This is a genomic window from Vogesella fluminis (assembly GCF_014652335.1).
Classification (GTDB): Bacteria; Pseudomonadota; Gammaproteobacteria; order Burkholderiales; family Chromobacteriaceae; genus Vogesella; species Vogesella fluminis.
The window spans coordinates 31,454-44,095 of record NZ_BMYP01000007.1; the positions used below are offsets into that span (position 1 = coordinate 31,454).

At 61.7% G+C, this 12,642-nt stretch carries 15 protein-coding genes and 1 tRNA gene; 11 read left to right on the top strand and 5 right to left on the bottom strand.

Annotated elements, in window-relative coordinates; translation table 11 throughout:
• From IE083_RS03795 to IE083_RS03805, 3 genes are all read left to right on the top strand, one after another.
• Complete coding sequence (locus IE083_RS03795; RefSeq protein ID WP_189352302.1) at nt 1-804, top strand: TrmH family RNA methyltransferase; 804 nt, start codon at nt 1-3, stop codon at nt 802-804.
• Nucleotides 805-901: 97 nt separating this feature from the next.
• Nucleotides 902-1,633 carry a pseudouridine synthase gene (locus IE083_RS03800; protein ID WP_189352303.1) on the top strand — a complete coding sequence of 244 codons (732 nt, stop codon included), beginning with the start codon at nt 902-904 and terminating at the stop codon, nt 1,631-1,633.
• Between the two features lie 70 nt (nt 1,634-1,703).
• Entirely contained in the window at nt 1,704-2,690 is a 987-nt protein-coding gene (locus IE083_RS03805) for a hypothetical protein (RefSeq protein WP_189352304.1), read from the top strand.
• Between the two features lie 21 nt (nt 2,691-2,711).
• Here the strand turns inward: IE083_RS03805 and IE083_RS03810 are convergent, their stop codons facing one another.
• Nucleotides 2,712-3,176, bottom strand: coding sequence for a GNAT family N-acetyltransferase (locus IE083_RS03810; RefSeq protein WP_189352305.1), 465 nt, complete (start codon nt 3,174-3,176; stop codon nt 2,712-2,714).
• Entirely contained in the window at nt 3,169-4,383 is a 1,215-nt protein-coding gene (locus IE083_RS03815; protein WP_189352306.1) for an alkaline phosphatase family protein, read from the bottom strand. Before IE083_RS03815 ends, IE083_RS03810 begins: the two co-directional genes overlap by 8 nt.
• 64 nt (nt 4,384-4,447) lie before the next feature.
• On the opposite strand from IE083_RS03815, the gene IE083_RS03820 reads away from it, so the two are divergent.
• The 4 genes from IE083_RS03820 (at nt 4,448) to IE083_RS03835 (ending at nt 6,527) form a co-directional block, all read left to right on the top strand.
• Nucleotides 4,448-4,798 carry a YkgJ family cysteine cluster protein gene (locus IE083_RS03820; RefSeq protein ID WP_229799589.1) on the top strand — a complete coding sequence of 117 codons (351 nt, stop codon included), beginning with the start codon at nt 4,448-4,450 and terminating at the stop codon, nt 4,796-4,798.
• Between the two features lie 101 nt (nt 4,799-4,899).
• On the top strand, nt 4,900-5,247 hold the full coding sequence (locus tag IE083_RS03825; RefSeq protein ID WP_189352307.1) for a hypothetical protein: 348 nt from the start codon (nt 4,900-4,902) through the stop codon (nt 5,245-5,247).
• A gap of 153 nt (nt 5,248-5,400) precedes the next feature.
• Entirely contained in the window at nt 5,401-5,655 is a 255-nt protein-coding gene (locus IE083_RS03830; protein WP_189352308.1) for a hypothetical protein, read from the top strand.
• A gap of 11 nt (nt 5,656-5,666) precedes the next feature.
• Nucleotides 5,667-6,527: an HD-GYP domain-containing protein gene (locus IE083_RS03835; protein ID WP_189352309.1), complete on the top strand. Its 861-nt coding sequence runs from the start codon at nt 5,667-5,669 to the stop codon at nt 6,525-6,527.
• 52 nt (nt 6,528-6,579) lie between these two features.
• Here IE083_RS03835 and IE083_RS03840 read toward each other — a convergent pair whose 3' ends face one another.
• From IE083_RS03840 to IE083_RS03850, 3 genes are all read right to left on the bottom strand, one after another.
• Entirely contained in the window at nt 6,580-7,161 is a 582-nt protein-coding gene (locus tag IE083_RS03840) for an HD domain-containing protein (protein WP_189352310.1), read from the bottom strand.
• Nucleotides 7,162-7,268: 107 nt separating this feature from the next.
• Nucleotides 7,269-7,940, bottom strand: coding sequence for a hypothetical protein (locus tag IE083_RS03845; protein ID WP_189352311.1), 672 nt, complete (start codon nt 7,938-7,940; stop codon nt 7,269-7,271).
• Between the two features lie 164 nt (nt 7,941-8,104).
• On the bottom strand, nt 8,105-8,794 hold the full coding sequence (locus IE083_RS03850) for a Bax inhibitor-1/YccA family protein (RefSeq protein WP_189352312.1): 690 nt from the start codon (nt 8,792-8,794) through the stop codon (nt 8,105-8,107).
• A gap of 157 nt (nt 8,795-8,951) precedes the next feature.
• Here IE083_RS03850 and IE083_RS03855 point away from each other — a divergent pair.
• From IE083_RS03855 to clpX, 4 genes are all read left to right on the top strand, one after another.
• A tRNA-Leu gene (locus IE083_RS03855) sits at nt 8,952-9,036 on the top strand.
• A gap of 336 nt (nt 9,037-9,372) precedes the next feature.
• Complete coding sequence (tig, locus tag IE083_RS03860) at nt 9,373-10,680, top strand: trigger factor (protein ID WP_189352313.1); 1,308 nt, start codon at nt 9,373-9,375, stop codon at nt 10,678-10,680.
• Nucleotides 10,681-10,706: 26 nt separating this feature from the next.
• On the top strand, nt 10,707-11,339 hold the full coding sequence (gene clpP / locus IE083_RS03865; protein WP_189352314.1) for an ATP-dependent Clp endopeptidase proteolytic subunit ClpP: 633 nt from the start codon (nt 10,707-10,709) through the stop codon (nt 11,337-11,339).
• 16 nt (nt 11,340-11,355) lie between these two features.
• On the top strand, nt 11,356-12,633 hold the full coding sequence (gene clpX, locus IE083_RS03870) for an ATP-dependent Clp protease ATP-binding subunit ClpX (RefSeq protein WP_189352315.1): 1,278 nt from the start codon (nt 11,356-11,358) through the stop codon (nt 12,631-12,633).
• Nucleotides 12,634-12,642: the final 9 nt, after the last annotated feature.

Here is a 12,642-nt window from a genome sequence, read left to right on the forward strand (position 1 = left end):
ATGACATTCCATAAAATCATTACCTCGACCGCCAATGACGAGATGAAATCGCTGGCGCGGCTGCTGGACAACGCCCGCGAGCGGCGCAAGCAACAACTGCTGGTGCTGGAAGGATTGCACCTGCTGCAGGCCGTGCTGGACGCCGGGCTGCCGCTGCACGCGGTGTACGTCAACGAGGCGGCGCAGCAGCACCCGGAATGGCTGGTGCTGCACAGCCGCATCGACCGTGCCGTGCCGTGCAGCCTGGTCAGCGCCGCGGTGCTGGCCAAGGTCACCGCGCTGGCAACGCCGGCAGAGGTGCTGGTGCTGTGTCCGCGGCCACAGGGCAGCGCCGCGCGGCAGGAGGCGGCGGTACTGCTGGACGACGTGCAGGACCCGGGCAATATGGGCACCATCCTGCGCTGCGCCGCTGCGGCCAACGTGCGCCAGGTGTATCTGTCCAAGGGCTGCGTCGACGTCTATTCGCCCAAGGTGCTGCGCGCCGGCATGGGCGCCCACTTCGTGCTGCAGATCCACGAGCAGGCCGATCTTGCCGCCGAGCTGGCGCGCTGGACTGGCCCCCGGCTGGCGACGCATCTGGAAGGCAGCGTGTCGCTGTATAGCGAAGACCTGCGCGGTGCGGTGGCCTTCGTGTTCGGCAACGAGGGCAAGGGTGTGTCGGCACCGGTGCTGGCCGCCTGCGACCGCCGCGTGCGCATCCCGATGCCCGGCCACGCCGAGTCGCTGAACGTGGCGATGGCGGCCACGGTCTGCCTGTTCGAACGCGTGCGCCAGGGCGAGGCGGCGGCTCCCGGCGCTGCGTAATCAGCGCTTTGCCAATCGGGCGGCGCTCACTACAATACGCGGCCTGTTATTACACGCGCGGCGCCGCCTGCGGCCTGACGCTACTCCGGAGTGAAGAATGGAACCCGTACGACTTTCAAAACGCATGGCTGAAATGGGGCTTTGTTCTCGCCGCGAGGCCGACAGCTATATCGAGCAGGGCTGGGTCAAGGTCAACGGCAGCGTGGCGGTGCTGGGGCAGAAGGTGGTGACCGGCGACGACATCCAGCTCGACAAGAAAATGACCCAGGCGCAGGAGCGCCGCGTTACCATCCTGATCAACAAGCCGATGGGCTACGTCTCCGGCCAGGCTGAGATGGGCTACCTGCCGGCGGCGGCGCTGATCACGCCGGACAACCACTGGGAAGACGACAAGTCCGGGCTGCGCTTCTCGCGCGACCACATGAAAGGGCTGGCACCGGCTGGTCGCCTCGACATCGACTCGGTCGGCCTGCTGGTGCTGACCCAGGACGGCCGCGTGGCGAAAGAGCTGATCGGCGAAAACTCCGACGTGGAAAAGGAGTACCTGGTGCGCGTCGAGGGCGAGCTGTCCGACGAAGGCTTGCGCCTGCTCAACCACGGCCTGTCACTGGACGGCAAGGCGCTGATCCCGGCCAAGGTGTGGTGGCAGAACGACGACCAGCTGCGCTTCATCCTGAAGGAAGGCAAGAAGCGCCAGATCCGCCGCATGTGCGAGGCCGTCGGCCTGCACGTGGTCGGCCTCAAGCGCATCCGCATCGGCAAGGTGATGCTGGGCGACCTGCCGACCGGCAAGTGGCGCTACCTGGCGGCGGACGAGCAGTTCTCCTGATTCCTGGCCTTGCGGCCAACCTTGTCGGCCGCCATTTCAGGCACACAGTCACGATAAAGCGGGCAGGGCGATGAGCTTCTTTTGGCAGCGGTGGTTGGGCGGCGGCGGCCCCTGGGGGCGGCAGGAGGTGTCGCAGGCGGTAGAGCGGCTGATCGACGAAGTCGATCCCAAAGTGCGGCTGCTGCCGCACAGCCAGCAACAGCTGCAGCGCGGCGTGCGCGATACCTTGCGCTATGCCAGCGAGCTGATCGGGCATCTGCCGGCGCCGCTGGATCTCAGCCCCGCCGGCTACACTACCGACCGCCGCGTCGGCCTGTTGTTCTCATCGCCGGAAAGCCTGTGTCATATGCTGCATCACAGCGAAGTGCTGGGGCAGTACTTCTCCCGTCCTGCCAATCCCGACACCGCCTACCTGCTGCTGGTGATGCAGCCGCAGGCGCGGCGGCGTCTCGGCAGTCAGCTGCTGCCCGACGGACAGGTGCGATACGACGTGCCGCAGCAGGTGATCAGCTTCGAGCAGCACCGTATAGTGGCGGCCTACGACAGCCTGAAAAACTTGCAGCAACTGGCCGGTATGGAGGCGTTCAACGCCCTGTGTCGTGACCTCTCGCGGCGGGTGGCGCTGTTCGATGCCCGCCGCCAGCAACTGGAGGCCGAGCGGCAACGCGTGCTGTTACGGCTGGCGGCAGGTGGCCAGACGCTGATCAATGCTGCCGCACTGCGTGATCATGGTGATGTCAAGGATGCCGAGCTGCCGCAGCGGCGGCAGCAACTGGATGCCGAGCTGGCGGTGATGGGCAAGCAACTGTCGCTGCCGGGCAAGCTGGATTACCTGCGCCAGGTGCTGCGCCAGCCACAGCATTATCTCAAGGCCGGGCTGGAGTCGACGTGGCTGGATCGCATGGGAGTGGTGACGCCGCCGGAGCAAGGCGGCGCACAGCTGGACTTTGGCCTGATGAAGCTGGGCGAGGAAGACGACGTGCGCGAACGGGTGGTGTTTCCGGGTTGCGTCACCCGCCGCGATCTGCGGCAATGGCACGAACGTTGGCCGCAATAGGCAGCTTGCTGCATCGGCACCTCATCCCTGTGGCTGGACGGTCTTGCTGTAGTGCAGGAATACCTCGTCACGCGTCCAGCCCTTATTGCGGTACAGCTTTTGCGCAGCCTGGTTGTCGCGGGCGGTAGACAGCTCCAGCCGAGCGAAGCCATTGTCGCGGGCGTAGCGTTCGATGTGGCCCAGCAGGCCGCTGGCAATGCCGCGCTGACGGTCCTGCGGCCGGGTGAACAGGTCGTACAGCACGTAGATCGGCGCTGCCGCCAGCGAGCAGAACGACGGGTACAGCTGGCAGAAGCCAAGCACCTCGCCGTCGCCGTGTTCCGCCAGGAAGATCACCGATTCGTTCTTGGTCATGCGTGCCTGCAGGAAGCGCCGTGCCAGCTCGCGGTCGCTGCTTTCGCCGTAGAACTGGCGGTATTCGTCAAACAGCACCGCCAGTGCGGTCAGGTCGTTGTGTCCGGCGCGGCGTATCGTCGGGTCACTCATCACTTGCTACTCCTTCTTTTCCGTCAATCACGATCAGCGGCACCATCATCTCGGCGGCAGACAGCCCGCCGTGGTTGCCCAGCAGTTTGGGCAGCGGGGCGTCGACCGGTGTATCCAGCAGTCCCCAGTCCTCTTTCAGCAGCAGCACATAGTCGCCGACGCGTGCGGCCAACCTCGGGTCGTTTGCGTCGGCACCGGGGCCGAACCAGGCCTCGTCCAGCAGCTGCGCCGCCGGCAGGCACCAGGCGGCATGGCCGAGCAGGCGTTCGGCCAGCAGCGGGAAGTCCGCCAGCCGCTCCGGCCTGACGTGGCAGAACGCCACCCGTGGCTCGCCGGACAGCGGCTGGCGCAGGCAGGCGGCCAGCTCCGGGAAATCGCGCAGCTGCAGCAGGCGCGGCGGCGGGATGTCCATCTGGCCGTGATCGGCGCTGATGCACAGCACGGCGTCGCGGCCGGTCAGCGCGGCGGCGAAGGCGGCGCAGTGCGCCTCGATACGCTGCAACAGCTGGCGGCAACGCGGGTGCGTGGTGCCCTTGTGGTGCATGATCGAATCCAGGTCCGGAATGTAGGCGTAGACGAACTGCGGCGCGCTCGCCTCGTGCAGCAGCGTGTCCAGCTGGCGGAACAGGTCCTCGTAGGAGCTCCAGCCCTGGCGCGCTGCGCTGCCGCCGTGGTGCAGGCTGTAGGCGGAATCGAGAATGTAGTTCGGCTGCAGCATGATCTGGCGCCGCGGCCCAGTGAGCGCCGAGGGCGTCTGGTACACGCGGCGTGCCAGTTCGGCCGGGTCGTCCGGGGTGTGGCTGCCGCGGTGGCGCACCGTCAGCGGCAACGGCGTGACCACGGCGTCGACCTCCGGCGCCGCCAGATGCCAGCCGGTGAGGGTGTGCACGCTGGGTGGCAACCCGGTAAGGTAAGTGGTGATGGCGCTGGTGGTGGTACTGGGAAATACCGAGGTCAGCACCAGCGTTTGTTGCTGCCGCAACCAGCCACCGGGTGACAGCTCGGCCAGTTGCCGGCAGCCCATGCCGTCGATGACCAGCAGGATGATGGTTTGCGCCTGCTCCAGCCGTGCCAGCGACGGGTGCTGCAGCGGCGGGCAGGGGCTGTCGCTGCCGTGCAGGCGGGCGGCAAGGTTGGCGATGCCGTGCTCCGGATGCGGAAACACCAGGCCGGCGGCACTCAGCTGTGATCGGGTCGGTTGCGTCACTTGCGGCGATAGCCAGGTTGCGATAATGGCTGTATTTTTACCATTTTCATGGTAATCCAGATAGATGATGGCGGCTTATCCTGTTTCCTGTACCAGCTGCGGCGCCTGTTGCGCCGCGTTCCGGGTGTCGTTTCACCGCGCCGAACTGGCCGGCCCCGAGCGCCGCGGCGTGCCGCCGGCCATGGCGGTGGTCGAGGTCGGCAACACCATGCGCATGTGCGGCACCGACGAGCACACCCTGCGCTGCGTCGCGCTGCAGGGCACCGTCGGCGAGTCGGTCAGCTGCAGCATCTACGCCGACCGGCCGTCGCCGTGCCGCGAATTCGGCGCGCTGGCCGATGTCGGCATCTACGAGCGCGCCTGCAACCGCGCCCGCGCGCGCCACGGCCTGCCGCCGCTGCCGGTGGACGACTGAGTAACCGTCAAGGATGCGCCCAGAGTTGCAAAATCCGGGCATTCGCACAGACGGCAGGCTTCATGGTATCCTTGCGCCCCTTTCAAATTACCCGCCCCGGCATGCGAGACCCCTGCGACCACTACACCATGGACCTGATCGGCGGCTGCCGCGCCAAGCCCGGACGCAAGCCGCTGGGAGAGCGCGCCATGACGGCCGCCGAGCGCAAGCGCCGTTCGCGCGAGTTGCGTCGCAATCGCCTGCAGGAACTGTCGGTGACGGTGGAGCTGTCGCGCGATGCGCAAAAGGCACTCGACAAGATGATAGAGTGGTGGGGCGTCAGCAAGAAAGAAGCCATCAACCGCGCAATGCTCATTGCCTGCCAGTCGCAGACCGGGCGTACCGGTATGCTGTTCGATCTTGATCCGGCCTTCCCGGGCGAGCGCAGCAGCAAGCGCCGCCAGCGTTGAAGCGGCAAGGTTGGCCGCAAGGCGGGATTTCTGCAGAGTCGTCTAGCGCATTGCCATGTCGCAACACTGCAGCTATGTGTCTGATGCAAATCAAGCAGGTCATGCCATTCATGAGCTAATAATGCCGCTTTACTTTGACAGGAAGTGGCTGCCATGGCACTCAAACAGCTTTCGCCCACGGATGTCCTGCTGGGTAAGCCGCTGGAGCAGGCGGTATATAACGCGGATGGACATCTGCTGCTGAACAAGGGTTCGGTATTGGATGATCCCGGTGCCAAGCAAAAGTTGCTGGCCATGGGGCACAAGGAGGTGCTGGCCGGGGCTGCTACCGCCACGAGTGTGGCAAGCGCCCCGCGTGCGGATCAGTTGCGCGAACCGGTATTCGCGCTGGTGCAGCAGCAGCGGTAACGCTGAATGCGATGCTGCTTGACCAGCAGGCCGATATCCACCGGGACCAGTTTGTTGCACGGATCCGTTCGCTGGCTAGCCGTTTGCAGGCTGCTTGTCAGCGGGATCCGGAAGCGGCCATCGCGGCCATACACCTGTTTCACGAGGGTGAGTACGCATTTCGCCACCATTTGTCGGTGGCGGTGGTCAGCGCGCTGCTGGCCGAGGCTGATGGCCGCCTGGACAAGGCACAGCAGCACTCGCTGATCTGTGCGGCGCTCACCCACGATATCAGCATCTACAGCCTCGCCAATCATGATGGCGGATTGAACGAGGAAAAGCGGCGCGAGATCAATCAGCATCCCATTACCAGCTGCGCCGCTCTCAAGGATGTCGGCGTCGATGATGGGCTATGGCTGGAAGCCGTGCTGCAGCATCATGAGCGGCTGGATGGCAGCGGCTATCCATTGTGCCTGTCCGGAAGTGCGATCTCGCTGCATGGCAGCCTGCTGGCCGTGGCGGATGTCTATTGCGCGATGACGCGGCCCCGGCCATACCGGCCAAAGGCCTATTTCCCGATGGCGGCCATGCGCGATTTGTATGTCGGGCAGAGCCAGCAGCTGGATAATGCGCTGATCCAGAAACTGATCAAGGCCTTGGGGCTGATTCCGCCTGGCACCATCGTCAAGCTGAAAAATGGTGAAATTGCCGTGGTGAAAAAACGCAGCACCGGTAATGCGCCGCAAGTCTGCTGCCTGTACAACCGGCAGGGTATGCCGATGGCGTCGCCCGATGCACGTAATACGGCATTGCCGGATTACGGTATTCAGGGGCGGGTCGATTATGACAATTGCCGTAATGTCGAGGCTGTGATACGCCGTATCTGGGCCTGAGCAAGACGTGCCGTTGCGGCCAACGTTGGCCGCAACGGCATGCTTTTCCTTTCTACGGTGCGCCGAACCAGCCCTGCTGTTGTGCATGCGCCAGCCGCTCGACCAGATAGTCCCACAGCGCCGGACAGCCGCTCCGGATTGGCGGGCCGATGCGCTGCACCACACGTTCATGGCTGATGCCGTTCTCGCGCCAGCTCTGGCCGTTGTTGGCCAGGTTCAGCAGCACCGGCATTGCCCGGTCGGCGGCATTGGCAAAGCGCGCCTCGGCGGTTTCGCCGGCCTCAAACTCCTGCCATAGCGCCATGAAATACTGTGCCTGTGTAGCGGGCAGCAGGCCGAAAATCCGTGTCACCGCCGCCAGCTCTGCTGCTTTGCGTTCTTCCCAGCCGTCTTCGGCATACACGATGGTGTCGCCGGTATCAATCTCACCGATATCATGCACCAGCAGCATGGCCACTACGTGGCTGATCTTGACCGGCCCGGCGGCGTATGGTGCCAGTGAGGCTGCCAGCATTGCAATTTGCCAGCTGTGCTCGGCAGAGTTTTCCTGCCGCTCCAGACCCAGCGGCCGCGTCTTGCGGGTAATGCCTTTCAGTTTGTCCAGCTCCAGGATGAAATCGATGATTTGCTGCATGGCACTTTCCTCATGAACGGCCCGTGATTCTAGCGCCGCGTGAGGTGGCGGTCGAATCATGAGCAGCGCAGGAGGCAAGGTTGGCCGCAAGCAAGCCAAGGGGCAGGTCAGCCGGCCAGCTTGTGCCCCGGCAGGCTGCTCAGGTGGCCAAGCACTATCACCCGCGCCAAGCCGAGGTTGGCAGCCTGCCAGGCATCGGATTTGGCCAGTGCCGGCTGGCGATGCAGGATTTCCAGTGCCAGCCGCAGGCAGCCCACCGCTTGCTGGCAATCCTGCTGCGCCTGTGCGGATAACAGGTTCTTGCGCTGACGGCTGCCCTGGCGCCGGTCATGATTGGAACCGGAGGTGACGGCCGGCCGGCTGGCTTCGCCCTGGCGGCGGTAGAGCCGGTATGGCAGCGGCCAGTCATCCACGGCAGTCATCTCGCGCCCGGTCAGCTCGCCGATAACCTGTTCCAGTTCCTGCACCAGTACCGCAGTTTCCGCAGTTACTGCGCGGGACGGGCTGCCGCCCAGCATGAGCTTTTCGCGCAGCAGCAGGCTGCGGCGCAGCACGAAAGCCAGCTTGCCTTCGGCCAGGGCCCAGGCATCAGCCTCGTTGCCTTGGCTGGCCCGCTTGTGCAGCGCATCCAGCCAGTGTGCCCATGCCAGATACTCCGCTCCCAGCTGTGGTCGGGCGAGCGTGGTCGAGAGCGGAGCGGCGATTGCCGACGGCGTGGTCTGTGGCCACGGCGAGTCGCTACCGAATTTGACAAACTGCTTGCGCCGGACCGGCTTCATGCCTGCCTCCATCACGGGCTGGATAGTTGATTTATAGGCGCTCTGACGCCATGCGCTGTTGCATGCAACGGTCCGGGCTGGTTGTGGATGGGGCTTGATGCAAGAACGCCGAAACGGAGTCGGGTTTCGGCGTTTGCGAGGGGTGGTGGTGTCCTGTCCGGATGTCAGTCACGATCGCCGGCAAAGGCCATCAGCAGGTGTAGCAGGCTGGTGAACAGGTTGTAGATGCTGATGTAAATACCCAGTGCCGCAGAGATATAGCTGGTTTCGCCACCATCAACGATGATTTTGACTTGCCACAGGATCATCAGCGAGCTGAACAGCGCGAAGGCGGCGGAAATTACCAGCGACATCAGTGGCAGCTGCAGGAAGATGTTGGCAATCACGGCCACCATCAGCACGATGGCCCCAACCATCAGGAACTTGCCCATGCCGCTCAGATCGCGCTTGGTAGTGGTGGCGATGCCGGCCATCACGGCAAAGACCAGCGTGGTCGCACCTCCGGCAACCATGATCAGTTGCGGGCCGTTGGCCAGTTTGAATGCAGCCTGCAGCAAGGGGCCGAGCAGTACGCCCATCAGCAGGGTAAACAGCAGCATCAGCGGTACGCCCAGGGCGTTGTTGCGGTTGGCTTCGATGGCAAAGGTCAGGCCGTAGAAAATCGCCAGAATGGCAATCATGCTGATGATCGGGCTGCCTGCCATGAAGGCAAAGCTCATATTGGCGCCCACCGCCGCACCGATGACGGTCGGTACCATCGACAGACCGAGCAGGGCGTAGGTATTGCGCAGCACTTTGTGGTGGCTGTCACTCAGGGCGGTGCTTTGGTAGGCAGTGTGCAAATCGGGTTGCATGGCGAAGGGGCTCCTTGCTGTTGTAATTCGGATAATGCAGGTCATGGACAATATACCTGCCGGATAGTTTCCTGATGAAAAATATTTGAAGCGGCACCTTGCCTGGCTTGGGCTTGTCCACTAATATGCGCACTCTGCTGAAGCAAGGCAGTGAGTCGCGAGAGTGGCGGAATTGGTAGACGCACTGGATTTAGGTTCCAGCGCCGCGAGGCGTGAGAGTTCGAGTCTCTCCTTTCGCACCACTACATTGCTTCATGGAAAACACTAAACCGCTCAAACCCAAGCACAGCAAAGGTTTGGCGGTTTTTGCCTTTTTGGGCATGTTGCGAGTGCCTCTGGATATGCGAGGCAGGGCTGCAAGTGCAATGCGCTGTTCATTTGGTTGCTGCGTGCTATACTCATCCCTTGCTTTTGTTGCCAGAGCGCGCGCAGGCAGGCTAATGCCTGATTGGTCCGCTTGGCAGTGCCTCATGAATTGGTGCAAAAGGCAGACTCAGCCGGTTCTTGTGAAATGTTCCGCCATCTTGCCTTTTGTCTCTGGCTTTAACCTCCCACACCTTTAAATCTAAGGATTGGACATGCAAGTACAACTGGAAACGTTGAGCGGCCTTGAGCGTCGCATGAGCATTGCCTTGCCAATGGCAGCAATCGACGCACAAGTTGCCGAGCGCCTGAAGCGCGTGGCACGCACAGCCAAAATTCAGGGTTTCCGTCCAGGCAAAGCCCCGGCCAAGATCGTTGAAATCAATTATGGCCCGCAAATTCGCGATGAAGTGCTGGGGGAGCAGGTGCAGCAAGGTTTTTACAAGGCAGTGATCGAGCAGAAGCTGCGTGTGGCCGGTTACCCGCGCTTCGAGTCGCTCGATGCTGCCGGTGATGCCGAAAGCTTCAAGTTTGCCGCCACTTTCGAGGTTTATCCGGAAGTCGTGGTGGGTGATCTGGCCGGCAAGGACATCGAAAAGGCAAATACGCCGGTGACCGATGCCGAGATCGACAAGACTATCGACATCCTGCGCAAGCAACGTACCCGGTTTAATCACGTGGATCGTGCTGCAGCAGAGGGTGACCGCGTGATCATCGATTTCAAGGGCAGCATCGACGATGTAGCCTTTGAGGGCGGCTCTGCCGAGAACTTCCCGTTCATGATCGGCCAAGGGCAGATGCTGGCCGATTTCGAAAACGGCGTAAAGGGCCTGAAGGAAGGTGAAACGGCTACTGTAACGGTGAGCTTCCCAGACGATTACCATGGCAAGGATGTCGCCGGCAAAACTGCAGTTTTCGAAATCACACTGAAAAGCGTGGCCGAGGCTCAGCTGCCGGAAGTGAACGAAGAATTGGCCAAGCAGCTGGGTATTGCCGACGGCGATGTTGGCAAAATGCGTGCGGAAATCCGCAAGAATGTAGAGCGTGAAGTCAAGCGCCGCCTGTCTGCCCGGAACAAGGAAGCCGTAATGCAGGCGCTGCTGGATGCAACGACTATCGAACTGCCAAAATCACTGGTGGCACTGGAGGTTGGTCGCTTGGTGGATCAGGCTCGCAAGAACCTGGAGCAGCGCGGCATGGCAATCAAAGATATGCCGCTGCCGGATGATCTGTTCACCGAGCAAGCCGAGCGTCGTGTGGCGTTGGGTCTGATCCTGGCAGAAGTGGTGGATGCCAACAAGCTGGAGGCCAAACCTGAGCAGGTCAAGACCATGATTGAAGAGTTTGCCGATAGCTACGAGCAGCCTGAAGATGTGCTGAGCTGGTACTACGCCAGTCCGGATCGTCTGGAAGGCCCGACTTCCATGGTTCTGGAAGACAATGTGGTTGAATTTGTGTTGTCTCGGGCCAATGTTGTCGAGAAGGAGCTGTCGTTTGATGCCTTGATGGGCAACAACGGCTAATAATGAATCGCAATCCGGAGAGGTCGATGAAATCGATGATTGAACCGCAAGGCTTGGGGCTGGTACCCATGGTGGTGGAGCAGAGTGGTCGCGGTGAGCGCGCCTATGATATTTTCTCCCGCCTGCTCAAGGAGCGCATCATTTTCCTGGTCGGGCCAGTCACCGATGAATCGGCCAATCTGGTGGTTGCGCAGATGCTGTTCCTTGAATCGGAAAACCCGGACAAGGACATCTATCTGTACATCAATTCCCCTGGCGGATCGATTACCGCCGGCATGTCGATTTACGACACGATGAATTTCATCAAGCCGGACATTTCAACCCTCTGCATTGGTCAGGCTGCCAGCATGGGCGCATTCCTGCTGTCTGCCGGCGCCAAGGGTAAGCGTTTTACACTGCCGCACAGCCGGGTAATGATCCATCAGCCGCTGCTGTATGGCGGCGGTCTGAGCGGCCAGGTGACCGATATCGAGATACATGCCCGCGAGTTGGTAAAAACCAAGCTGCTGATGAATGAGTTACTGGCCAAGCATACCGGCCAGACCCTGGAGCAGATTCAAGCGGATACTGAGCGTGACAATTTCATGTCTGCGGAGCAGGCACTGGCCTACGGTCTGATCGACAAAGTGCTGACTTCGCGTGCCGAAGTGGCAGCCTAACTCAGGAATGGTGTGAATGGCTGACAAGAACAGCGAAAAACTGCTTTATTGCTCTTTCTGCGGCAAGAGCCAGCATGAAGTGCAGCGCCTGATTGCCGGGCCCCAGGTCTACATTTGCAATGAATGCGTCGATCTGTGTACCGATATCATTCATGAGGAGCTGGAAGCCAAGCTGGGTGATACGGCTACGCCGGAGGAAGCGGCGGTCAAGCTGCCGACACCACAGGAAATACGTGCCAGTCTGGATCAGCACATCATCGGCCAGGAGCAGGCGAAGAAAACCCTGTCGGTCGCGGTGTACAACCACTACAAGCGTTTGTATACGGCGAGTACCAAGGATGACGTCGAGCTGGCGAAGAGCAATATCCTGCTGATCGGTCCGACCGGTTCCGGCAAGACGCTGCTGGCGCAAACGCTGGCGCGGCTGCTGGACGTGCCGTTCGTGATCGCCGATGCCACTACTCTGACCGAGGCCGGTTATGTGGGTGAGGACGTCGAGCACATCATCCAGAAGCTGCTGCAGAAGTGCGACTACGACCCTGAAAAGGCGCAGCGTGGCATCGTGTATCTGGACGAGATCGACAAAATTTCGCGCAAGTCCGAAAATCCGTCCATCACCCGTGACGTATCGGGTGAAGGCGTACAGCAGGCCTTGTTGAAGCTGATCGAGGGGACGGTGGCCTCGGTGCCGCCACAGGGTGGCCGCAAGCATCCGAACCAGGAATTCATCCAGGTTGATACCACCAATATCCTGTTCATTTGCGGCGGTGCGTTCGATGGTCTGGAAAAGATCATCCGTCGTCGTTCGGAAAAGGGTGGTATCGGCTTTGGTGCCGAAGTGACCTCCAGAGATGATGGCAAGTCGCTGTCGGCTCTGTTTCAGGATGTCGAACCGGAAGATCTGATTCGTTTCGGCCTGATTCCGGAGCTGATCGGCCGTCTGCCGGTAGTGGCGACGCTGGAGGAGCTGGATGAAGAGGCGCTGGTCAACATCCTGACCCAGCCAAAGAATGCGCTGATCAAACAGTACCAGCGCCTGTTCTCGATGGAGAAGGTTGATCTTGAAGTGCGTCCTTCCGCGCTGCGCCTCATCGCCAAGCAGGCGCTGATCCGCAAGACCGGCGCCCGCGGCCTGCGATCAATTCTGGAACGTGCGTTGCTGGACACCATGTATGAGCTGCCGTCGCTGGATGGCGTAGCCCGCGTGGTGGTCGACGAAAAGGTGATCGAGAAGGGCGACAAGCCGCTGTTCATCTATCAGGACCCGGATGAGCAGGCGGCGCAGTCTGCTTGATCTTCTGGC

What these genes read in the sequence shown, in the direction of transcription:
- clpX (WP_189352315.1), top strand. Translation starts at nt 11,356, where the DNA reads ATGGCTGACAAGAACAGCGAAAAACTGCTTTATTGCTCTTTCTGCGGC.
- IE083_RS03795 (WP_189352302.1), top strand. Translation starts at nt 1, where the DNA reads ATGACATTCCATAAAATCATTACCTCGACCGCCAATGACGAGATGAAA.
- IE083_RS03840 (WP_189352310.1), bottom strand. Translation starts at nt 7,161, where the DNA reads ATGCAGCAAATCATCGATTTCATCCTGGAGCTGGACAAACTGAAAGGC.
- IE083_RS03845 (WP_189352311.1), bottom strand. Translation starts at nt 7,940, where the DNA reads ATGAAGCCGGTCCGGCGCAAGCAGTTTGTCAAATTCGGTAGCGACTCG.
- IE083_RS03850 (WP_189352312.1), bottom strand. Translation starts at nt 8,794, where the DNA reads ATGCAACCCGATTTGCACACTGCCTACCAAAGCACCGCCCTGAGTGAC.
- IE083_RS03805 (WP_189352304.1), top strand. Translation starts at nt 1,704, where the DNA reads ATGAGCTTCTTTTGGCAGCGGTGGTTGGGCGGCGGCGGCCCCTGGGGG.
- IE083_RS03800 (WP_189352303.1), top strand. Translation starts at nt 902, where the DNA reads ATGGAACCCGTACGACTTTCAAAACGCATGGCTGAAATGGGGCTTTGT.
- clpP (WP_189352314.1), top strand. Translation starts at nt 10,707, where the DNA reads ATGAAATCGATGATTGAACCGCAAGGCTTGGGGCTGGTACCCATGGTG.
- IE083_RS03830 (WP_189352308.1), top strand. Translation starts at nt 5,401, where the DNA reads ATGGCACTCAAACAGCTTTCGCCCACGGATGTCCTGCTGGGTAAGCCG.
- IE083_RS03825 (WP_189352307.1), top strand. Translation starts at nt 4,900, where the DNA reads ATGCGAGACCCCTGCGACCACTACACCATGGACCTGATCGGCGGCTGC.
- IE083_RS03810 (WP_189352305.1), bottom strand. Translation starts at nt 3,176, where the DNA reads ATGAGTGACCCGACGATACGCCGCGCCGGACACAACGACCTGACCGCA.
- IE083_RS03835 (WP_189352309.1), top strand. Translation starts at nt 5,667, where the DNA reads ATGCTGCTTGACCAGCAGGCCGATATCCACCGGGACCAGTTTGTTGCA.
- tig (WP_189352313.1), top strand. Translation starts at nt 9,373, where the DNA reads ATGCAAGTACAACTGGAAACGTTGAGCGGCCTTGAGCGTCGCATGAGC.
- IE083_RS03820 (WP_229799589.1), top strand. Translation starts at nt 4,448, where the DNA reads ATGATGGCGGCTTATCCTGTTTCCTGTACCAGCTGCGGCGCCTGTTGC.